Raw genomic sequence first — 22,439 nt, forward strand, 5'->3', positions numbered from 1 at the left:
GCAAAGTACCATCGGGGATTTGCAACAATGTATAAAAGAGGTTTATCTATGTCTGAGCGAACATCAAATTACTTAAAGGGTGCCAGTATTCTGGTCGCAGCGGGGATCTTATCCCGGCTGTTAGGCCTCTTTTTTAAGATCCCTCTGTACCAGATGGTGGGTAGCTATGGAAATGGGATCTATGGCAATGTCACCAGCATCTACAACCTGCTGCTGATGGTTTCCACCGTGGGTTTTCCAGTGGCGATTTCAAAAATGGTGTCCGAAAGTATTGCCAAAAATGAATATGCAACCGCCCATCGGGTTTTCAAGCTATCGATAATGATCCTGGCTGTTCTGGGAGCACTATCCAGCCTGTTCCTGTTTTTCGGGGCAGAGTGGATCATTGAAACAGCAAGCTGGACAGCGGAAAGCTATCCAGCTCTGGTGGCCATCGCCCTGGCACCCTTGTTTATTTCCTTTGTATCAGCCTTTCGGGGCTTTTTTCAGGGTTTTCAGATTATGACACCCACCGCTGTTTCCCAGATTCTCGAGCAAATTGTCCGGGTTTTTCTGGGGGTCATTTTATGCTGGGCTTTTGTGGGTCAATTTGGCATCGGTCTAGGCGTTGGCGGGGCGGTTTTTGGCGCCACCGCCGGCGGCCTGGTAGCGGCCATTTTATTGGCTTATCTTTATTATAACTTTGCTACCCAAAACAAACGATTGCTGAAAACAAGAACCAGAAAACGGCAGATCTCCAACCGGGCGCTACTCAAACGGCTGGTGATTATCTCCATTCCGGTCACCTTGACATCGGCGCTGGTGGCGATGTTTTCCACCGTGGACTCATTTATCTATGTATCCCGGTTGGGAGTGGCCGGTATCGATGAGGTCACTGCCACGATGATGTTTGGCGACTTTACCAATGCGGAAATACTGATCACGATTCCTCTGATTATCAGTGGTAATCTGGCGGTGGCGATGATCCCGGCGATTTCCGAATCATTTGCGATGCGGGACCGCAAAGCTATGAATGAAAAGATCGTGTTGGCCATTCGGGTTATTTTACTGGTGGCTTTTCCGTCCTGTATCGGCTTGTCGGTACTGTCCTACGGCATCTTTGATCTGCTCTTTCCGGGATCGCCCTACGGCGGATTTATTTTATGCACCTTTTCCTATGCGACAATTTTTATGATGCTTTCCAACACCTTTCAGAGCATCCTCCAATCCATCGACCGCTTTCGGATTCCACTGATCAATCTGGGGGTGGCCATCATTATCCGCTTTATTACCGGATGGATATTTTTGTCGATTCCCTTTTTCAATATTCAGGGGATTGTCATCAGCAGTATGATTACCTTTATTTATTTGACCGTGGCCAACTACGCATCGGTTAAGCGTTACACCCGCATCAAGGTGGATTTTATCCACACCGCCCTGAAACCGTTGGTTGCTGCCACGGTGATGGGAATTGTCGTATTTTTTGCTTATAAGGGCATTGCCGCGCTGCTGGGCGGATTTTTCGGGATTATCATGGCGGTCGTCATCGGCATCTTCATTTACTCCTTTGTGCTGGTATTGATCAAAGGCATCACGGCAGACGAAATAAGGGTACTGCCGGGCAGCCGAACCTTATTAAGCTTTTTTCGCTGGCTTGAGCGACTTGTACCCGGTCGCAAAAAACGGCGGATCCGACATCAGTAATCGATTCAGAAAGGAAATAAAAGCATGCACCATATCGATATTGTTGGTTTGGGGCCGGGCAGCCCGGGCCAGATCACGCTGGAAACATTAGCATTATTAAAAGATGCGAGTCCCAATTTTTTTAGAACAAAAATTCATCCGGTGATGGATTTTATTGAGAAGGAAGCCATCAGTTATCAAAGCTTTGACTGCTATTATGAGCAGGAAGGCTCTTTTGAGGCGGTTTATGATCAAATCGTCACAAAGCTTATCGAAACGGCTAAAACAACTGAAAAGTTGGTCTATGCGGTTCCCGGCAACCCTCTGTTTGGTGAAAAAACCGTCGAAAAACTGATTGTTGCCGCAAAAGCCGCAGGCATCATCTATCGGATTTATCCGGGCGTAAGCTTCGTCGATGTGACCTTGAACAGTCTGGAAGAAGACCCGATCAATGGACTTAAAATCATGGACGCCTTTGATTGCGGGAAAAATCCTCCCAATCCTCGGATCGGGGCTTTGATAACCCAGGTTTACGATCAGCATATGGCTTCAGAGCTCAAACTGCAATTAATGGAAATTTATGATCCCGAAAAAAAAGTGGTTCTGCTGATCGGTTCAGGAATTCCCGAGACCGAAAAGTCACTGGAAATCTGTCTGTATGAGTTGGACCGGGTGGAGGCCATCAATCACCTGACCAGCCTTTATATTCCGGCTGAAAATGAAGCCTATCAGGGGTTTCAGGGGACCATTGAGCTGATGAAAACCCTACGCGGAAGCGACGGCTGTGCCTGGGATCGGAGCCAGACTCATGAAAGTTTGAGAAGTTATCTGCTGGAAGAGAGCTATGAGGTTTTAGAAGCCATCGATAATCAGGACTGGGATAATCTGGCTGAAGAATTGGGCGATGTTTTATTTCAGATTGTCTTTCACGCCGAAATTGCCAGTGAGGCCGGTCGTTTTAGCATCAACCAGGTGATTAGCGGGATCAATGAAAAAATGATCCGACGCCATCCCCATGTTTTTATTGACAAGGCCAGCTTTGATCCAGATCAGGTCGAAACCAACTGGGATGCCATCAAACGGCTGGAAAAGGGCGAGTCGGGAGAATCGCTGGAAAGCCCCGGGCTGGCAGCGGAAATGAAAAAAATACCCAAGGCTCTGCCGGCTTTAATGGAGGCCTATAAGGTTCAGAAAAAAGCTGCCAAAGTCGGCTTTGACTGGCCGGAGCCAACGGCCGCGCTGGAAAAAATCGATGAGGAAACCCTTGAATTAAGAGCGGCGCTGCAGGAAAATAATCCCGAAAAGATCGAAGAAGAGCTGGGTGACTTACTTTTTTCAGTGGTCAATGTGTCCCGGTTGCTCAAACTTCAGCCAGAGATGGTGCTAAGAAAGGCGACTGAAAAATTCATTGGACGGTTTGAAAAAATGGAAAAAGTTGCCAGTCAAGAGAAAAAATCTCTAGAAGACTATACTTTTGAGCAATTAGACCAGGCCTGGAATCGGTCAAAAGGGCTTTAAGAGTGGAAAAAACGGAAAAAAGCAAAAAAAACTTGTAATTTGCATGTGAACACGCTTATAATATTACAATAGAATACTGGAAACTATCAGATGGAGGAAAAAATGAACAAATCAGAATTAATTGCCCAAATGGCAGAAAAGTCGGGTTTATCAAAAAAAGATTCAGAAAAAGCATTAGGTGCTTTTTTAGACACTGTGGTAGATACCTTGAAAAATGGAGACAAGGTGTCATTGGTAGGTTTTGGAACCTTTGAGGTTAGAGAACGTGCAGCACGTACAGGTCTTAACCCACGAACAAAAGAACCCATCGAAATAGCAGCCTCTAAAGCCCCAGGCTTTAAAGCAGGCAAAGGCTTTAAGGATGAAGTAAATAAGTAAGCGAAGTTACAGAAGCCGGGGCGATGCTCTGGCTTTTTGTTTTATTAAGGGTTTTGTTTTAAGCTTTTTGATTTAGAATACTGAGGAAACCATGAGAATTGATAAATTTTTAAAAAATGCCAGAATTATCAAACGTCGGACCGTCGGAAAAGACGCCTGTGATGGGGGGCGTATTTCCATTAACGACAATGTCGCTAAACCGGGAGATCAGGTGAAGCCCGGGGATATTATTACCATCCGTTATGGAGACGGAGAACAAAAGGTGGAGGTACTAGAATGTCTGGAACATGCTCCTAAGGAAAAAGCAGGAGATATGTACCGGGAATTATAAAACTGCTCCACCGGAAATGAAGAAAAGAAGATGAATGAAAAAACGAAAAGTCTAATCAGGCGTCGAATGATCATCGCCTTGGCAATCGTAGTGACGGTTCTGTTTACCGCCTACATCTATCTGGCCAATGCTATAAAAATCTATGAACTGGATCAACAAAAGATCCAGATTGCACAAGAAATTGAAAATGAAAAGATAAGAAGCAATCAACTAGATGAACAGGTCAAACAAATGGGCAGCAAGAATTATGTGGAGAATTTTGCGCGTAAATATCTTGGTTTATATTATCCGGATGAAACCATAGTCATTGTGGAAACCCAGGAAAATGCTGCAGAAAGCGATGGGCAAACAGTTGAACAATAAATGTGACAGTACTTTAGATGGTGTTGAACAGGATCAGATTGAAATAAAAGAAAAAGAAAAAAAACGACATCTGGCCGTGATTGATATTGGTACCAATTCCACCCGGATGCTGGTCTTTCGAAATGACCAGGGGAAATTGGTTCGGGTTAATAAGTCCGTTCGCTATACAAGGATGGGCCAGGGCGTAAATAAAACCGGGCGACTTCATCCGGATGCGGAAAAACGAAATATGGAAGCCCTGGAAGAATATAAAAACATTGCCGCCGATTATGGGGTGGAAGAGTTTTATTTATTTGGCACCAGCGCCATGCGGGATGCCGATAATACGGCGGCTTATCTTGACGCTGTCAAAGAGAAACTGGGTTTTGAAATTGAAGTTATTTCTGGAGAAGCAGAAGCTGAGCTTGGTTTTGTGGGGGTATCCCAGTGCTTTGAAGAAAAAATCCTGATTTTTGATATCGGCGGCGGCAGCACCGAATTTATTTATGGGGAAGACAACGAACTAAAAAGAATGATGAGCATCAATCTGGGCTGTGTTCGCTGTACCGAAGAATATCTTTTTTCCGATCCGCCGACCTTTCAGGAACTGGAACGGATGAATGAGAAGATATATGCTGAATTTGAGCAAAGAACCAGGGGATTTTTGCCGACAAAACCGTATAAACTCATTGGCATTGGCGGAACCGCCACCAGTCTTTCCACTATCAAACAGGAACTGAAGACCTATTGCAGTGAGATGGTTCATGAGAGTACCATTACCAAAGACGAGCTGGAACGCATGATTGACAGTTTGGCCGGTAAAACCATCAAAGAACGGCAAAATATGGTGGGTCTGGAAGCAAAACGGGCCGACATTATTCTAGCCGGGGCTTTTTTACTTTTAAATATTTTTAAAATTACCGGCGAAACTATTTTTACCGTCTGTGATTATGATAACCTTGAAGGCGCAGCGTACAGCCGTTTTGTCATGGAAAATAAATAAAAAAACTTTTTCTCTAAAAAGCTTGACATTAGGTTTGAATGGGCGTATAATAACACTTGTCCCTTGAGCAAGGGGACAGACGAAAAAGTGCCGGGGTGGCGGAACTGGCAGACGCACAGGACTTAAAATCCTGCGGTCCTAACGACCGTACCGGTTCGATTCCGGTCCTCGGCACCACTTTTTTAAATAAACACTTTTTAAAATTGCCACTTTAAAACTTGCTCACTAATTACATCGCGGGATGGAGCAGCTTGGTAGCTCGTCGGGCTCATAACCCGGAGGTCGTAGGTTCAAATCCTGCTCCCGCAACCAATTAAACAAATCCTTTTTTTCATGGCGGCGTAGCTCAGTTGGCTAGAGCATACGGTTCATACCCGTAGTGTCAGCGGTTCGACTCCGTTCGCCGCTACCATAAAAAAATATACAATCTGTGGCCCCTTGGTCAAGCGGTTAAGACACCGCCCTTTCACGGCGGTAACAGGGGTTCGAGTCCCCTAGGGGTCACCACTTAATTTGTATAATTACAACATAATATAATTTCCAGATTTTGTTCGTGGTCGCATAGCTCAGCTGGGAGAGCACCTGCCTTACAAGCAGGGGGTCACAGGTTCGAGCCCTGTTGCGACCACCATTTTTTTTATTTAGAATTAGAATAGAGAATTTTATTGAAGTGGTGAAACCATGGAGAAAAAAGTAATTCAATATATTGAAGAACAGAGTATTTTAGAGGCTGGCGATCATGTTCTCATCGGCGTATCCGGTGGAGCAGATTCGCTGGCTTTATTGTATTTTTTGGACAAATTTGCCGACCTGTTTCAGATTGCCATCGGCGTGGCCCATCTTCACCACGGCCTCCGCGGACCGGCAGCCGATGCGGATGAAATGTTTGTCAAAAGCTTCTGTCAGGAGCGAAACATTCCCTGCTTCTCAAGGCAGCGGAATATCCCGGAGATTTCCCGAACGGAAAAGATTTCCGTTGAAGAAGCAGGACGAAAAGAGCGTTACGACTTTTTTAGCGTCATTGCCGAGGATCACGGGTATAATCGGATTGCCATGGGGCATCATATCAACGACCAGGCTGAAACGATGTTGATGCGGTTGATTCGGGGTACTGGGGTTAAGGGTGTGTCCGGCATTAAATCCAGCCGGGACAATTTATACATCCGGCCATTTCTCTGTCTGGAGAAGAAAGAAATCCTGAATTATTGTGAAATCCATAAGCTGGCGTTTCGTACCGATGCTACCAACTTTCAAAGAGATTATACTCGCAATAAAATTCGCCTGGATATTATGCCCATGATTTTAGAGATCAATCCCAGGGCGGAAGTCCATTTTAATGAATTTACAAAAATTGCCAATGAATATGAAGCATTTTTCGAGAAATATGTGGATCAGATTGAAGATCAGATCCTGGCCTTAAAAGAGAATAGGGTAGTCATTGATCGTGATTTGTGGTTAAGAGAAGAACCGGTCGTTCAAAAAGAAATTTTACGCCGGTCTATTTTTAAATTTAAGGGTAGTTTAAAGGAAATTGAGTACAATCATATCACTGCTTTTTATAGTTTACTAAAGAGCGATAAAACGATATGGGAAATCCACTTCCCTCATGACATTCAAATAATGCGCCGTTATGACCGGGTTATGGTGGCAGAAAAACAAAAATATCAGGGTGCAATAATACCACCCAAGCGGATTCTCCCCAATAAAACCTATCTTTTTTCTAAAGAACGTCTGATATTGGAGACAAAATTTGTTACCCAGGATGAATTTAGAAAAAAAAGGTGTTTTTTTTCCAAAGAAATGGAAAATCATAGTGAAAAATATTTTGATTATGATAAAATAAAGGACATATTGGTTTTACGTAGCCGACAATCCGGAGATTATTTTTATCCCTCGGGTTTGGCGGGCAAGAAATCCATTAAAAAGTATTATATCGATAAAAAAATCGACCGTAACCAAAGGGATGAAATTCCGCTGCTGGCGACGGAGGCTGAGGTATTGTGGATTTTGGGTTATGCCATTAACCAACGATTCCTGGCCGATGATGATACAAAAAATATAATTAGGGTAACATACCTTATGTTAGGAGAAAAGTGTGATAGCCGATATTCAGGAAATTTTGGTTGATGAAAAGGCATTGGAAAAGCGTGTCTCAGAACTTGGAGAAAAGATTACAGAAGACTACCGGGGGAAATACCCGATTTTGATCGGGATTTTAAAAGGATCATCGGTTTTTATGGCCGATCTGATTAGAAAAATCCCAATTCCAGTGGAAATTGATTTTTTAAAGGCATCCAGCTATGGTGCTGAAGCTCGCAGCTCCGGAGTTATTGAGCTGGAGGCCGATTTATCGATGGATGTTAAAGGCCGGAGTATTTTGCTGGTTGAAGATATTGTTGATACCGGAAACACGCTGAAATATTTACTGAACCGCTTCGAAAGCCTGGGGGCAGCCGATGTGAAGGTCTGTTCGTTGCTGGATAAACCGGAGCGTCGGGAACAACGAGTCGTTGCCGATTATATCGGCTTTGAAATACCCAATGAATTCGTGGTGGGTTACGGCTTGGATTATGCCCAAAAGTATCGAAACCTCCCCTTTATCGGGATTTTAAAACGAGAAGTATATGAATAAGCATAGCAGTGAAAAGAAAAATTCGAACTTGAGAGGAGTGATGTTTTTTGAATAAATACCTTAAGATGATTGGGTTTTATTTAGTAATTCTATTAATCATTATTGTCGCGGTAACCTTTTTAAACCCCATGAAGGAAGAGGTTAAAACCATTGTTTATAGCGAGTTGCTCACCGAATTGAATAACAATCAGGTCGCTGAGATTGAAATAAACAACTCAAATGTCACTGGCGTTTTGCGAAGTGGCGAAACATTTGAGGCAGTGGTACCGCAATATGTAATAGATGAACAGGTAACACCGTATATTTTAGAGAATGATGTCAAGGTAACCATTACCAAACAGCAGGATTCCTGGTGGATTTCTTTAATTCCATCCGTGGTGCTAATTGTTTTAATGGTGGTGTTTTTCCTGGTCTTCAGCCAACAAGCTGGCGGTGGCGGCGGTAAAGTGATGTCCTTTGGAAAGAGTCGGGCAAAACTTCACGTTGAAGGAGAAACAAAGGTCACGTTTAAAAACGTGGCTGGTGCGGATGAAGAAAAAGAAGAACTTGAAGAAGTTGTTGACTTCTTAAAAGCGCCGGATCGTTACCGAAAACTGGGCGCCCGGATACCAAAAGGGATTTTGTTAGTCGGCCCTCCGGGAACCGGGAAAACCCTTCTGGCCAGAGCGGTGGCCGGGGAAGCGGCAGTGCCGTTCTTCACCATCAGTGGTTCAGATTTCGTCGAGATGTTTGTTGGGGTCGGAGCTTCCCGAGTTCGGGACCTTTTTGAAAATGCCAAGAAAAACGCACCCTGCATCATTTTTATTGATGAAATTGATGCGGTGGGTCGTCATCGTGGCGCTGGCCTTGGCGGCGGGCATGATGAACGGGAACAAACCCTGAATCAACTGCTGGTGGAAATGGATGGTTTCGGTGTCAACGAAGGTATCATCATCATCGCTGCAACCAACCGTCCGGATATTCTGGATCCGGCGTTACTGAGACCGGGACGTTTTGACCGGCAGGTAACAGTCGGCGTACCCGATGTAAAAGGCCGGGAAGAAATTCTCAATGTTCATAAAAAAGATAAGCCACTGGCTCCAGAAGTAGATCTGGGTACTATCGCCAAAGGAACGCCAGGATTCACCGGAGCAGATCTGGAAAACCTGATGAACGAAGCAGCACTGCTGACAGCCAGACATAACGGAAAACTGATTACCATGGTTGAACTGGAAGAAGCCATTAAACGGGTAATTGCCGGACCGGAAAAGAAAAGCAAGGTTGTCAATCAGGACGATTTACATATCACTGCCTATCACGAAGCTGGACATGCGATTGTCATGCATCTCCTGCCCAATTGTGACTCAGTTCATGAGATTTCGATTATTCCCCGGGGAATGGCGGCTGGGTACACCCTGTCGCTGCCGGATGATGATCGTCAGCATATGAGCAAAAGCAAATTACTGGAAAACATCTGTGGCTTACTGGGCGGACGGGCAGCTGAGAAGATTGCCCTCGATGATATCTGTACCGGCGCCAGCAATGACATTGAACGGGCGACTCACATTGCCAGAAGTATGGTAACTGAATGGGGAATGAGTGAACATCTGGGACCGATGACCTTTGGACATCCGGAAAGCGGCGAAGTATTTCTAGGCCGGGATTTGGGAAGATCCCGTAACTACAGTGAAGAAGTAGCCGCTGTCATTGATAAGGAAATCCGCACCATTGTGGAAAATGCTTTTGAACGGGCGTGTTCCATTCTCGAAACGCATCAGGAAAAGCTTGAAGAAATTGCGACCCGATTACTCAGAGATAAAACCGTAACTGGTGAAGAATTCAAAGCATTGTTCGAAGAACATGCGGAAGAAGAACAACCGGAAGCAGAAAAAATGGTTGAAATTGAGATCGAAGCTGAAATTGAATAATTAGGACAAAAAAAGCCGTTTAATAACGGCTTTTTTTAAAATGTTGTTCTTAAGATATTAAGTGGTGAGATCGGATAAAATTGATAAAACAAGACATGGAGGAAGCAATGGAAGAACTGAAAGTTGGAACCAGTTATGAAAAGAAATTTTTTGTGAATCAAGAAGATACCGCCCTGGCTTTAGGCAGCGGCGGCGAAGCCGTGCTGGCGACGCCGCGACTGGTGGCGTGGATGGAAAACACCGCATTTGAAGGGGTGGAAGCTACCCAGCTGGACGAGAACACTACCGTGGGTACTTTCATCGAATTAAAGCATATGGCGGCTTCACCAGTGGGCATGGAAATCCGGATCAAAGCGACGCTGGTATCCATTGAAAAGCGGGCTCTGAATTTTGACATTGAAGCCTGGGATACCGCAGAAAAAATCGGCGAAGCCATTCACCAGCGCTTTATTGTAGACAAAGCCCGCTTCAACGAGAAGGTTTTGAAAAAGCTGGAAACCAGTCTTTAGGAGGAAATATGATTTTAGGTATTGATGTCGGAAATACAAATACAGAACTGGCGGTACTGATCGGTGATGAAATCCCCTATTCATGGCGATTTGTCACGAAAACACCGCGAACCTCAGATGAGTATGGGGTATTGATTAAATCCTTTTTTAGAAACTCGGAGATATCGGTAGAGGAAGTCAGCAGTGTGATTATTGCTTCAGTGGTGCCAAACATCATGTACTCGCTGACCAATGGCATCAAAAAATATATTGGCCTGGAACCGATGGTAGTAGGACCGGGCATCAAAACCGGGATGCCCATTCACACCTCGGATCCATCCGAAGTGGGGGCAGACCGGATTGTCGATGCCGTGGCGGCTTACAGCATTTACGGTGGACCGGTGATTGTGACCGACTTTGGAACCGCAACCACCTTTGATTATGTCACCAAGGATGGGGCCTTTGCCGCGGCGGTGACTACCCCGGGAATTCAGATTTCCATCGACGCGCTGTGGAAGAATGCCGCTAAGCTGCCCAATATTGAAATCAAAAAACCCGCTTCGATACTGGCGCGAGACACGGTCACCAGCATGCAGGCTGGTTTGGTTTATGGTTATATTGGTCAGGTGGAGTATATCATCGAACAGATTAAAAAAGAGACTGGCGTCAAGGATATGAAGGTGGTGGCCACCGGTGGTTATGGCCGTCTTTTCTACCAGGAAACAAAATCCATCAACGTTTATGATCCGCAATTGTCACTAAAAGGATTGAAGATTATCCATGACAAAAATTTCAGATAAACAGGACATACAATGAACATAAAATCAGAACGAGCACAAAAAAATAAAGAACTGAAAATTGGGGATGTTTCAATTGAGACCCCTCTTTTTTTGGGGCCGCTGGCAGGCTATACCAATCTGCCCTTTCGCTTGATTGCCAAACAGTTTGGGGCAGGAGTAGTCTTTTCAGAAATGATCAGCGGTAAGGGTCTGTATTATAAAGACCATAAGACGGCTGATTTAATGCTGACCTGTGAAGAAGAAGCGCCGGCGGGGATTCAACTGTTCGGATCCGATCCGGATATTCTGGCTGAAGTCGTCAGCGATACAATCAATGCTACCGATTATGCCTTTTTGGATTTCAATGCCGGCTGTCCAGCCCCCAAGATTACCAAAAATGGTGAAGGCTCGGCCTTGTTAAAAACACCGGAGCTATTTTTTAAGGTGGTCAGAGCATTGGCGGAAGCCTCCCGAAAGCCACTGATTGTCAAAACGAGAATCGGCTGGGATGATCAGAGCATTAATATCCGGGCCATCGCAGAAGGGGTGGAGGAAGCCGGGGTAGCGGCCCTAACGATCCACGGACGAACCCGGGAAGCTTATTATTCGGGTCAGGCCGACTGGGGTATTATTGCCGAGGTCAAAAAAAATGCCGGGATTCCGATTATCTTAAATGGCGATATCAACAGCGGTGAAGCGGCGCAAAAAGCCCTTGAAACCACCGGGGTGGATGGTCTGATGGTTGGTCGGGCAGCCATTGGCAATCCCTTTATTTTTCGGGAGATCAACCATTATTTGCAGACGGGTGAAGTGCTGGACAAACCGACGCCAGATGAACGGGTTCAGGTCGCCATTCGGCACATCGACTTGCTGGCGCTCCTTAAAAATGAAGACGCCGGGCTCCGGGAAATGCGCAAGCATCTGGCGGCCTATACCAAGGGTCTTCATCATGCTACCGTCATCCGCAACGAACTCTTTCATGCGCCGGATAAAGAAGCGGTAATAAAACTGTTGACTAGTGCCTTGACACAATAATAAATTAATAAAAACGTATAAAAAAGTAGGTGCGATCTGCGATCGCCCCTACTTTTTTATTAATGATTGTAAATTTTCAGCTTAGTTTTATAGTAAATTTTTTCGGATCAGGGTGCGGGCTTCGCCGATCATGTAGAGTGAGCCCACAAAAACATTAATCTCGTCTTTTTTAGATAAGTCTATGCTGTTAATTGCGGCCGCCATGGTATCGTAGAAGTCGACACTCTTTCCGTAAGTATTGTGGATCAGCGCGGCCATTTTTTCCGCCGGCATCGCCCGGTCACTGTTGGGGGTCAGGGTATGAATGGTGCTGGCGATGGGAACCAGATAAGATAAAGATTCTTCAATGTCCTTATCTTCCAGCATCCCAAAAAACAAGTTGATGGTACGGTTGGGAAAGTATTGCTTCATATTGTTGACAAAGGCCTGAATGCCGTTGCTGTTGTGGGCCCCATCAATGAGGACCACCGGATTTTCCAGAAAGATTTCAAAACGTCCCGGAAAAACAACGGTAGCCAATGCTTTTTTAATATGCCCGGAGTTGATATCATAGCCTTTGCGATTAAGCAGGGCAATGACTTCCAACGCTGTCAGGCAATTCAGGGACTGATGGTCGCCCAGCAGTTTTAATTCAAAGCCATCAAGATAGAGATGATCACCCAGGTATTTCAGGGTCTGACTGCGGGTGGTATGACTTAAAACTGAAATATCATCCGGGTTAACCAAAACGAGATTGGCGTTTTTTGAGGCGCCAAAATCAAGAATAACCTTTAAGGCTTCCGGATCCTGGGGATAAACCACCACATCGGATCCTTCCTTGATGATTGATGCTTTTTCAAAGGCGATTTCAGCCAGGGTATTTCCCAGGTAATCGGTGTGATCATTGCTGATGCCCATGATCACCACCGCCAGTGGATCTTTGATGATATTGGTGGCGTCAAGCCGCCCGCCCAAACCAACTTCCAGAACCACAAAGTCCACCTGTTTTTGATAAAAATACTGGAGCCCGACTGCGGTAACCATTTCAAACTCAGTGGGATGGGGCTCGCCCTGTTCCATCAGAACTTCAATCCGTTCCTTAACAAAAATGGTGGCGGCGACCAGGCTGTCATCGTCAATGGGTTCGTTGTTTAACTGGATCCGTTCGTTAAAGGCTTCCAGAAAGGGTGAGGTAAATAAACCGGTGTTGTATCCGGCGGTGGTTAAGATAGTGGCGATCATGGTGGAGGTGGACCCTTTTCCATTGGTGCCGGCAATGTGGATAAATTTGAGTTTATCCTGGGGGTTGTCCATGGCATCAAGCAATAGGCTCATGCTTTCGAGACCTAAGCGGGTGCCAAACTTATGGGTTGCTTCAATGTAGCTGATGGCTTCTGTAACGTTCATGTTAAATTAGGCCTCCTGGATGGGACAACAATTGACACATTTTTCGGTCACCATGAACTGAACGCTTTTGTCATGTTCTTCCATGGGGATTTTTTCGAAGATAAAGTCTTCCCGAATCAGCGCAATGGTGATGCAGTCGTCACTGATGGTTTCCAGAAAGCGGTCATAATAGCCACCACCAAAACCCATCCGATGGCCAGAGGGCGAAAATGCGCAACCGGGAACCATGACCAGATCAAGTTTTTTGGGGTCGACAATCCGCATACAATCTTCACGAACTTCCAGGATTCCGTAGTGGCCTTCTTCCAGATCATCGGGAAAATTGATCAGTTCTGACAAAGTAACGGTATGGTCTTCAATGTTACAGATGGGAACCACAATGTGTTTGCCATCGGCTAAGGCGCGCTTGATAAAATCATGGGTGTAGATTTCGGTCCCAAAGCTGACATAGGCCATAATCCAGTCGGCGTTTTTATAAAGATCACTATCGAGGAATTGTTCGATAATTTTAGCATCGGTGTCAGCACAGTAAATTTCTTTACGACGTGCCAGAATTTCTTTTCGGAACAAACTTTTATCCATTTTCTTCTCCTAATATTAAGATTAATTGACGATGATATTATAACATAAAGTCGGATGTGGACAAAAAATTATCGAGGGGAAATTTTATCTGAATTTCTGCTTGAAAACAAAGGATTCTTGGTTATACTGGGTATAGTGCAGAAAAATAGTACATAAATAATACTCTTAACGGAGTAAACAGAAAAAAGGTGTAAAAAATAAATGAAGAGATTATTAATCGCCTGTGAAACCATCCGGGATGAGGTTGAAATGGCATTACAACGAACCGGAGCGGAATTGGAAATCATCTGGATGTCCAATCTGCTCCATGACTCCCCGGAACGACTGAAAAATGCCCTCCAGGAAGAAATTGACAAAACCGAAGATGATTATGACCAGCTGCTGTTTGCCTATGGCAATTGTGGCAATGGCCTCCTGGGTCTAAAAAGCGAAAAGGCGACGCTGATTATTCCCCGCTATGGGGATTGCATTGATATCCTTCTTTCAGAAAAAGAAAACCTCGAACGGATCCGGACATCCACCTATTTCTTAACCCAGGGATGGTTAAAGGGCGAAAAGTCGCTAGACAAGGAGTTCCAGCACAATCTCGAAAAATACGGCGAAAGCCGGGCGCGGCGGGTTATGGAGATCATGTTCAAAAATTATAAAAATTTGATGCTCATTGATACCGGAGCCTACCCGGTGGCGGATCATCTGCCCCGGGTCAATGATATCGGCGAACTCATCGGTCTGGAGGTGGTAGTCGATCAGGGCAGCATTACCCCGCTGGAAAAAATGGTAACCGGGCAATGGCATGAGGGCTTTTGTATTATTCCCCCCGGTCAGTTTACCACCCATGACGATTTTGATGGGGTAGCAGTTCGAAAAGTGTGAGCAATTAAAAAAACGGTTAAGTAAACACCTGGTTCTATCAGCAATTGATTTTCCGGGTGTTTTTTGTGCGAAGGAGCGAAGTGGAATCGTAGTTGCATCAACTTAGAAAAGTGTGGTATAGTGAAAGAAAAGAACTATTCAGTAACAGAAAGGACAAAATATGAATCAGTTTAGAGAACCAATGAATGCGCTAACTCACTTAATTGGAGCAGTTTTATCGGTTTTTGGGATTATTGCGATGGTGATTTTAATTATTGCGAAAGATAATGTGACCCCATTGACCCTAATCTCCGTGCTGGCCTTTGGGGTGGGGCTGATCTGTCTCTATGGTACCAGTTTTACTTATCATGCCGCTCAGGGGGACCAGGAAAAAATTCTGCATCTGAAAAAATTGGATCATGCGATGATCTTTATTCTGATTGCCGGAACCTATACACCATTTTGTCTGTTATGCCTGACCGGAACCATGCGGGTGGCGATGATGGTGGCGATATGGGGGGTAGCCCTGATCGGAATTATTCTCAAAGTGGCCTGGATCAATATGCCCCGATGGCTGGGAACGGGACTATATATCTTTCTGGGGTGGTTTGCTTTATTTGTCTTAGGACCGCTCTATCAGGCCCTGCCCTTGCCGGGATTTATGCTTCTGGTTGGCGGCGGCGTGATGTACACCATCGGCGGGGTTATCTATGCGATCAAAAAACCAAACTTCGGTGAAAATTTCGGTTTTCACGAATTGTTTCACATTTTTGTAATTTTAGGTTCCCTTTGTCATTTTATTTGCGTTTTTTTCTTTATTCTTTAAGAAAAAAATGTTATTATTAAAAAATTGATATTAAAAATAAAATTTTTATTGAATTTCAAAAAAAAAATGTTAAACTAATAGTATTGTTAATTGCATCACTGCAAAAAAAAAACTCATTTTTTGCAGTGATTTTTTTGTTGGAAAATCAAGAAAATGTAAAAGAAAAAGGAGCCTGTAAATTAATGCAAACAAAGTATATTTTTGTCACTGGTGGTGTAGTATCTTCTTTAGGTAAGGGCATTACAAGTGCTTCATTGGGGCGATTGCTTAAGTCCAGAGGGCTCAAAGTGTCGATCCAGAAATTTGATCCCTATTTGAACTTTGATCCCGGAACCATGAGTCCTTATCAGCACGGAGAAGTTTTTGTTACCGATGACGGCGCAGAAACTGATTTAGACCTGGGTCACTACGAACGATTTACTGACGAAAACCTGTCCAAGTTCAGTAATGTCACCACCGGAAAAGTATATTGGAATGTTATTTCGAAGGAACGCCGGGGAGACTATCTGGGGGGAACCGTTCAGGTTATTCCTCATATCACTGATGAAATAAAAGACGGAATTCTACGGGTCACCGAATACAGCCATCCGGATGTGGTCATCACCGAAATCGGCGGCACCGTTGGGGATATCGAAAGTCTTCCCTATCTGGAAGCGATCCGACAATTCAAGGGTGATCTGGGCGCTGAAAATGTATTGTACATCCATGTGACACTGTTACCCTACCTGGGAAAAGCCGGGGAACTGAAAACAAAACCAACCCAACATTCCGTCAAAGAACTCCGAAGTATTGGGATTCAACCCGATATTATCGTCCTCCGATCGGAAAAAGAAGTAGATGACAGCTTAAAAGGAAAAATCTCACTGTTCTGTAATGTGGATAAAAGAGCAGTGGTTGTCAATATGGATGCCGCAGAACTTTACGAGGTGCCTTTAATGCTTGAAAAAGAAGGTCTGGCTGAATTAGTTTGCGAAAAACTGCATATCGATTGTAAAGAACCGGACTTAACTGAATGGAAAGACCTGGTTAAAAAGGCCAAAAGTCTGGAAAACAAGGTAACCATCGGTTTGGTTGGAAAATATGTGGAACTTCACGATGCCTACCTTTCAGTTGCCGAAGCATTACGTCACGGTGGCATCGGTAATAATTCCGAGGTTGCGATCAAATGGATTCACTCCGAAGATATCAATGAGGAAAATGTCGACCGAATGCTAAAAGATCTGGATGGTATCATTGTCCCCGGGGGCTTTGGTCACCGCGGGGTGGAAGGCAAAATTCATGCGATCCAATACGCCCGAGAAAATAAGATTCCGTTCCTGGGTTTATGTCTGGGTCTGCAGCTGGCAGTTATTGAGTTTGCCCGAAATGTAGCCGGTCTTGCCGGTGCCCACAGTATTGAACTGGATCCGGAAACACCTTACCCAGTTATCAATCTGATGGAAGAACAGAAAAAAATCATCGATATGGGCGGCACCATGCGTTTGGGATTATACCCCTGCGAACTGCTGGAAGGTTCAAAGGCCATGGAAGCCTATGGCGAGAAAAATATCAGCGAACGACATCGTCATCGTTATGAAGTTAATGATGATTTTATCCCACAACTTGAAGAAAAGGGTCTGGTATTCTCAGGAATGTCACCTGACCGAGTTCTTGTTGAAATGATTGAAATTAAAGACCATCCCTGGTTTGTGGCTACTCAAGCTCATCCAGAGTTTAAATCCCGTCCGAATAAACCCCATCCGTTGTTTCAGAGCTTTGTAAAAGCCGCGTTAACAGCAAAAAAATAGTTGATAAAAAAATCGAGATCCCAGATCTTGATTTTTTTTATGGCGCGATACACAAGATATACTAACAGGAAAACTGTGGATAACTCAAAAACTGTGGATAGTATTTGTATAAAACTGTGGAGAACATCGGTTTTCCCTGTGGACAATGTGGATAACCTTGTTGATTGAACAGGGAAACCCCCAATAGCGCCAATGTAATGGAAAAACAATGAACAAGGCAATTGTTAATAAAAAAAATGCGGTTGCACACAGGCTGTGGAAAATAAAATAAGATTGTCACAAGTCATAAATGGGGATATAATGAAAGTCATCCACTAAAAATAAATGAAAAATAAAAAGATATAAGGTGAATTATATGCATAAATATGGCTTTTTTAGGACGGCCTGTGCTGTTCCAAAACTAAAACTGGCAGATTGTCAATATAACCTCGGTGAAATCATTACTTTAGCAAGCAAAGCCTGGGATCAGGGCGTTGAGGTATTATTGTTTCCAGAGTTGGGGATCACCGGGTATACCTGCGGTGATCTATTCTTTCAACGGGAACTGCAAACAAACGCTGTAAAGGCTCTGGACAGCCTTTGTCAATGGTCCGACGGAAAGAAGATGCTCCTGGTTGTGGGACTGCCCCTGGCCATCAGTGGGAGCCTCTATAATTGTGCAATAGCAGTGAATGACGGAAAAATTCTGGGAATTGTCCCCAAAACCTATATTCCCAATCATCAGGAATTTTATGAAAAGCGCTGGTTTGCCTCATCAAAAGCTCTGAATCGAACAGAAATAACCATTTGTTCTCAAACGGTTCCGATCGGAACTGATCTTCTTTTTCAGCATGTCCATCGGGAAGAATTTGTGGTGGGGATCGAAATCTGCGAGGATTTGTGGGTGCCCATTTCACCAGGAAGCTTTCACGCTTTGGCTGGCGCAACGGTGATTCTTAATCCATCAGCCAGCAATGAGGTGGTGGGGAAAAGTGATTACCGCAGAGAGCTGATCCGCTCCCAATCTGGTCGCTGCAACGCCGCCTATCTCTACGCTTCGGCAGGATTTGGTGAATCCACCAGTGATCTGGTCTTCGGCGGCAATGCGATCATCTGTGAACGGGGGATATTATTAAAGGAATTGCCCAAATTTAACCTGGGAAATGAACTGCTGATTACCGATATCGATGTTGAATCACTTAATCATGATCGGCAAATGCAGCATGGTTTTGGAGACTCGATTGATTTGCTCGATAACCATTCCTACCGAACCATTAAGTTTGAAACCCCGGGCACCAATGATTTTGACCGGGAGGTGAATCCGCAGCCCTTTGTTCCGGCTGACCCAAATCGCCGGAGTGAACGGTGTGAAGAAATATTTAACATTCAAACCATGGGTTTGGCAACCCGCCTGGCTCATATCGGCAATGCGCCAATGGTGGTGGGGATATCCGGCGGACTGGACTCCACCATGGCCTTGCTGGTCTGCGTCAGTGTCTGTGACCGCTTCAACATCCCCCGGGAAAAAATACATGCCGTAACGATGCCCGGTTTTGGTACCACTGACCGCACCTACGATAACGCCGTGGCGTTGATCAAGGGTCTCGGTGCCACCTTTCATGAAATTTCCATTGTTGCCGCCTGTACCGCACACTTTAAGGACATCGGACACCCCATGGAACTTCATAATGTCACCTACGAGAATTCTCAGGCCCGGGAACGAACCCAGATTCTCATGGATCTTTCCAATAAACTAGGCGGGATTGTTATTGGGACCGGCGATCTTTCCGAACTGGCGCTTGGCTGGGCCACCTATAACGGCGATCATATGTCGATGTACAGCGTCAATTGCAGTGTGCCCAAAACGCTTATTCGCTACCTGGTGGAATGGGTGGCGGATCATTCTCCCGAGGCGGATATACAAAAAATTCTCTATGATGTTCTGGACACTCCGGTTTCCCCGGAACTGCTGCCCCCGGATGCCGATGGAAAAATCGCCCAAAAAACAGAAGAAACCGTCGGTCCCTACGAACTCCACGATTTCTTTATGTATCAAATGGTGCGTCATGGCTTTTCGCCAGAAAAAGTATATTTCCTGGCCTGCAAAGCTTTTGATGGCGTCTATGAAAAGCCGGTGATTTTTAAATGGCTGAAAAGCTTTTACCATCGTTTCTTTAGCCAGCAGTTTAAACGCAACTGCCTGCCCGACGGTCCAAAGGTGGGTTCGGTTTCCTTTTCGCCCCGGGGCGACTGGCGAATGCCTGCCGATGCCCACGCCACCCAATGGCTCAAGAGTCTGGAAAAAATGGAACCGATCAGCTAAGCTGTTAAAAAAGAAGCTGCATAAAAGATAACCCAGTACCGACAATTATTACATCATGTTGTACGCATCGGAGCGGACACGGCATAGCCTGCGTGGAGGCAACGAGCCAATCACAAGCTGGCTTGTAGTTGGCGACTGCCCACGACTAACAAGAAATTTTATTTCTTATTAGTGTCCGATTCCGTGGCGAACAACAGATTAATAATTGGTCGGTACGGTAGTTTATCGGCAACTAAAAAAGAAGCTGTTCGAAAACAGCTTCTTTTTTGGTTATTCTTTTTTAGCGTAGTGTTGAATCAGGACTTCGTGTTTGAAATTAATGAAATCCAGAATTTCTTTTTTCCCATCATCACTGGTCATGGCATATCCAAAAAGTCCCAGTAGATCTTTCATATCCAACGGTTTAACTAATTGTTCGGCTGAGTTCAATGAACCCTCGGATTTGAGCTTGGCATCATTGAGTGAGGTAGAGTTGTCAGTTCGACAGAGTAGATAGTCGACTGATACATCAAAATAATCGGCAATTTCGACCAGTAATTGGTTTTCAGGAAGGTTTTTATCCTTCTCATACTTGGAAATCGAGCTCTTGTTTAAATCAAAATGTTCAGCAAAATCCTGCTGTGTCATATCCTTATTAATTCGCAGTCGTTTTAATCGTGTTCCAAAAGTAGACATGGTGTTTCCTCCAAAAATATTCATAATCTCAGTATGAATGAATAAGATAAACACATGATATGTGTATACCCAGATTATACACCATCTATATCTTTGATAGCCAGAAATTTTATACAAAGGTGCCAAGCCGGAAATAATTTGAATTGGACATGAGTCAGAAGCATTATTTCTTAATAACAATTAAAACAAACTTGCTTTATTGCTTAACTTGGTTTAGAATAAGATGTTATATATTCGAGAAAGGATACTAAATGAAATTTACAGAATTAGAAATTAATGAACAACTACTGCAAGGCATCGAAGAAATGGGCTTTGTAGAAATGACCGAAATCCAGGAGCGAGCGATACCACAATTGATGATGGGAGGAGACCTCATTGGAAAATCACAAACAGGAACAGGAAAAACTGTTGCGTTTGCTATTCCAGCCATTACAAAGCTTGACCCTTCCATAAAGAAAGTACAAGTTTTAGTTCTATGCCCAACCCGAGAGTTGGCAGTACAGGTCTCAGACGAGTTTAAAAAAGTTATAAAATATCAAAAAGGCGTTAAAGTACTGCCGATTTTCGGTGGTGCCTCTATTGAAGCCCAGATCCGTGATCTTAAATCCGGGGTTCAGATTGTCGTGGGTACGCCCGGCCGCGTGATGGATCATATGCGCCGAAAAACATTGAAATTAACCGATGTTTCGATGGTAGTTTTAGATGAAGCCGACGAAATGTTAAACATGGGATTCCGGGAAGATATTGAATTGATCCTTGACGAAATTGCTCATGAAATTCAGACCGTATTATTCTCGGCAACGATGCCGAAACCAATTTTAAAAATCGCCGAAACCTATCAGAAAAATCCGGTATTGGTGGAAATTTCACCTAAAAATATGGTCGCAACCAGTATCGAACAAAAATACTTCAACATCAACGATCACCACAAGTTCGAAGCGTTAACCCGCTTGCTGGATGTTTACAAACCCCAGCGATCCCTGATTTTCTGTAACACCAAAAAATATGTGGATGAAATTACGGATGATCTTAAAAAACTGGGTTATTCAGTCGATAAAATTCATGGTGATATGCGTCAGATGTCCCGAATGGCGGTTTTAAAAGATTTCAGCCGTGGTAAACTGAATATCCTGGTTGCCACTGACGTAGCAGCCCGGGGAATTGACGTAGATGATGTGGATATCGTTTTTAATTACGATGTGCCGGATAACGAAGAATACTATGTCCATCGAATCGGTCGAACCGGCCGGGCCGGGAAAAGCGGAATTTCCCTGACCCTGGCACGATCCAGAGATCAGTTCAGACTGAAGAAAATCACCGACTATACCAAAAAAAGTATTGAACGGGATTTAATTCCCACCAGCGAAGTCATTAATGACATCAAGATTGCTCATTTCCATGAACGCTTTAAGATTCGCGCGGATAAGGGATCGGAAAAGGGTACCTTAGACACCTATGTAAAAATCATTGACGAACTGGTCGAAAAAGGCTATACCGCAGAAACCATTGCGGCTGTCTTACTGCAGGCCCAGTTGCCGCTGTCAGAAGCCGAAGACCTTAACACCATTGAACGACGACCAAGACGTACTGATTCAGCACCTCGCCGCGATGGCCGAGATGGCCGCGGCCGTCGCGATGGCGGATCCAGAGATGGCGGTTCCCGTCGAGCTGGTCCAGAAAAAACCAAGCGTCTTTTCATCAGTGTCGGCGAAAAGGATCATGCTCAAAAACGTGATATCCTGGGTGCGATCTGTGGCGAATGCGGGATACCGTCTTCAGCAGTCGGCAATATCGACATGTACGACAAATTTACCTTTGTTGATGTCGATGAAGAACAGGCAAAAAAAGTTGAAAAGAAATTAAACGGAAAAATAATCAAAGAACGCAAAGTTAAAGTTGAAATTTCTAAAAAGAAGAAATAATTAACGTATCAATAGAACCTGGGTTTGAGGCT

General features: G+C 44.5%; 20 protein-coding genes and 5 tRNA genes. 22 read left to right on the plus strand and 3 right to left on the minus strand.

What is annotated here, in order from left to right:
* The first annotated feature begins 48 nt into the window (after positions 1 to 48).
* The 17 genes from ABGU93_RS10110 (at position 49) to dusB (ending at position 12,075) form a co-directional block, all read left to right on the plus strand.
* Positions 49 to 1,683 (plus strand): polysaccharide biosynthesis protein, encoded by a 1,635-nt coding sequence (locus ABGU93_RS10110; protein ID WP_347413339.1) that lies wholly within the window; start codon positions 49 to 51, stop codon positions 1,681 to 1,683.
* A 24-nt stretch (positions 1,684 to 1,707) separates the two neighbouring features.
* Positions 1,708 to 3,180 carry a nucleoside triphosphate pyrophosphohydrolase gene (gene mazG, locus ABGU93_RS10115; protein WP_347413340.1) on the plus strand — a complete coding sequence of 491 codons (1,473 nt, stop codon included), beginning with the start codon at positions 1,708 to 1,710 and terminating at the stop codon, positions 3,178 to 3,180.
* Between the two features lie 90 nt (positions 3,181 to 3,270).
* On the plus strand, positions 3,271 to 3,558 hold the full coding sequence (locus ABGU93_RS10120) for an HU family DNA-binding protein (protein WP_014357319.1): 288 nt from the start codon (positions 3,271 to 3,273) through the stop codon (positions 3,556 to 3,558).
* 91 nt (positions 3,559 to 3,649) lie between these two features.
* Positions 3,650 to 3,889, plus strand: coding sequence for an RNA-binding S4 domain-containing protein (locus ABGU93_RS10125; RefSeq protein ID WP_347413341.1), 240 nt, complete (start codon positions 3,650 to 3,652; stop codon positions 3,887 to 3,889).
* Between the two features lie 30 nt (positions 3,890 to 3,919).
* Positions 3,920 to 4,252: a septum formation initiator family protein gene (locus ABGU93_RS10130; RefSeq protein ID WP_026394670.1), complete on the plus strand. Its 333-nt coding sequence runs from the start codon at positions 3,920 to 3,922 to the stop codon at positions 4,250 to 4,252.
* Entirely contained in the window at positions 4,230 to 5,234 is a 1,005-nt protein-coding gene (locus ABGU93_RS10135) for a Ppx/GppA phosphatase family protein (protein ID WP_347413342.1), read from the plus strand. The genes ABGU93_RS10130 and ABGU93_RS10135 overlap by 23 nt, the downstream gene beginning before the upstream one ends.
* Before the next feature lie 89 nt (positions 5,235 to 5,323).
* Positions 5,324 to 5,411: transfer RNA gene (locus tag ABGU93_RS10140), tRNA-Leu, on the plus strand.
* Between the two features lie 58 nt (positions 5,412 to 5,469).
* Positions 5,470 to 5,546, plus strand: a tRNA-Met gene (locus ABGU93_RS10145).
* Positions 5,547 to 5,569: 23 nt separating this feature from the next.
* Positions 5,570 to 5,646 (plus strand) — tRNA-Met (locus ABGU93_RS10150).
* A gap of 20 nt (positions 5,647 to 5,666) precedes the next feature.
* A tRNA-Glu gene (locus ABGU93_RS10155) sits at positions 5,667 to 5,741 on the plus strand.
* Positions 5,742 to 5,789: 48 nt separating this feature from the next.
* Positions 5,790 to 5,865, plus strand: a tRNA-Val gene (locus tag ABGU93_RS10160).
* Between the two features lie 50 nt (positions 5,866 to 5,915).
* On the plus strand, positions 5,916 to 7,361 hold the full coding sequence (gene tilS / locus ABGU93_RS10165; protein WP_347413343.1) for a tRNA lysidine(34) synthetase TilS: 1,446 nt from the start codon (positions 5,916 to 5,918) through the stop codon (positions 7,359 to 7,361).
* Positions 7,330 to 7,866: a hypoxanthine phosphoribosyltransferase gene (hpt, locus tag ABGU93_RS10170; RefSeq protein WP_347413344.1), complete on the plus strand. Its 537-nt coding sequence runs from the start codon at positions 7,330 to 7,332 to the stop codon at positions 7,864 to 7,866. Before tilS ends, hpt begins: the two co-directional genes overlap by 32 nt.
* Before the next feature lie 65 nt (positions 7,867 to 7,931).
* Entirely contained in the window at positions 7,932 to 9,773 is a 1,842-nt protein-coding gene (gene ftsH, locus ABGU93_RS10175; RefSeq protein WP_347413373.1) for an ATP-dependent zinc metalloprotease FtsH, read from the plus strand.
* Between the two features lie 107 nt (positions 9,774 to 9,880).
* Entirely contained in the window at positions 9,881 to 10,282 is a 402-nt protein-coding gene (locus ABGU93_RS10180) for a thioesterase family protein (protein ID WP_347413345.1), read from the plus strand.
* An 8-nt stretch (positions 10,283 to 10,290) separates the two neighbouring features.
* Positions 10,291 to 11,061 carry a type III pantothenate kinase gene (locus tag ABGU93_RS10185; RefSeq protein ID WP_347413346.1) on the plus strand — a complete coding sequence of 257 codons (771 nt, stop codon included), beginning with the start codon at positions 10,291 to 10,293 and terminating at the stop codon, positions 11,059 to 11,061.
* 12 nt (positions 11,062 to 11,073) lie between these two features.
* Complete coding sequence (gene dusB, locus ABGU93_RS10190) at positions 11,074 to 12,075, plus strand: tRNA dihydrouridine synthase DusB (RefSeq protein ID WP_347413347.1); 1,002 nt, start codon at positions 11,074 to 11,076, stop codon at positions 12,073 to 12,075.
* 87 nt (positions 12,076 to 12,162) lie between these two features.
* Here the strand turns inward: dusB and ABGU93_RS10195 are convergent, their stop codons facing one another.
* On the minus strand, positions 12,163 to 13,461 hold the full coding sequence (locus ABGU93_RS10195; RefSeq protein ID WP_347413348.1) for a folylpolyglutamate synthase/dihydrofolate synthase family protein: 1,299 nt from the start codon (positions 13,459 to 13,461) through the stop codon (positions 12,163 to 12,165).
* A 6-nt stretch (positions 13,462 to 13,467) separates the two neighbouring features.
* Entirely contained in the window at positions 13,468 to 14,043 is a 576-nt protein-coding gene (locus ABGU93_RS10200) for a 5-formyltetrahydrofolate cyclo-ligase (protein ID WP_347413349.1), read from the minus strand.
* Between the two features lie 201 nt (positions 14,044 to 14,244).
* Here ABGU93_RS10200 and ABGU93_RS10205 point away from each other — a divergent pair, with 201 nt between their 5' ends.
* The 4 genes from ABGU93_RS10205 to ABGU93_RS10220 all read left to right on the plus strand — a co-directional run bounded on the left by ABGU93_RS10205 (position 14,245) and on the right by ABGU93_RS10220 (position 19,810).
* Positions 14,245 to 14,916, plus strand: coding sequence for a DUF1638 domain-containing protein (locus ABGU93_RS10205; RefSeq protein WP_347413350.1), 672 nt, complete (start codon positions 14,245 to 14,247; stop codon positions 14,914 to 14,916).
* A 160-nt stretch (positions 14,917 to 15,076) separates the two neighbouring features.
* Complete coding sequence (locus tag ABGU93_RS10210) at positions 15,077 to 15,721, plus strand: hemolysin III family protein (RefSeq protein ID WP_347413351.1); 645 nt, start codon at positions 15,077 to 15,079, stop codon at positions 15,719 to 15,721.
* Between the two features lie 182 nt (positions 15,722 to 15,903).
* Positions 15,904 to 17,508: a CTP synthase gene (locus ABGU93_RS10215; RefSeq protein ID WP_347413352.1), complete on the plus strand. Its 1,605-nt coding sequence runs from the start codon at positions 15,904 to 15,906 to the stop codon at positions 17,506 to 17,508.
* Positions 17,509 to 17,863: 355 nt separating this feature from the next.
* Positions 17,864 to 19,810 carry an NAD(+) synthase gene (locus tag ABGU93_RS10220; RefSeq protein ID WP_347413353.1) on the plus strand — a complete coding sequence of 649 codons (1,947 nt, stop codon included), beginning with the start codon at positions 17,864 to 17,866 and terminating at the stop codon, positions 19,808 to 19,810.
* A 270-nt stretch (positions 19,811 to 20,080) separates the two neighbouring features.
* Here ABGU93_RS10220 and ABGU93_RS10225 read toward each other — a convergent pair whose 3' ends face one another.
* Positions 20,081 to 20,485 carry a helix-turn-helix transcriptional regulator gene (locus ABGU93_RS10225; protein ID WP_347413354.1) on the minus strand — a complete coding sequence of 135 codons (405 nt, stop codon included), beginning with the start codon at positions 20,483 to 20,485 and terminating at the stop codon, positions 20,081 to 20,083.
* A 251-nt stretch (positions 20,486 to 20,736) separates the two neighbouring features.
* Here ABGU93_RS10225 and ABGU93_RS10230 point away from each other — a divergent pair, with 251 nt between their 5' ends.
* Entirely contained in the window at positions 20,737 to 22,407 is a 1,671-nt protein-coding gene (locus tag ABGU93_RS10230) for a DEAD/DEAH box helicase (protein WP_347413355.1), read from the plus strand.
* Positions 22,408 to 22,439: the final 32 nt, after the last annotated feature.

The organism is Acetobacterium sp. (genome assembly GCF_039830195.1).
In the GTDB taxonomy this organism is placed as follows: domain Bacteria; phylum Bacillota; class Clostridia; order Eubacteriales; family Eubacteriaceae; genus Acetobacterium.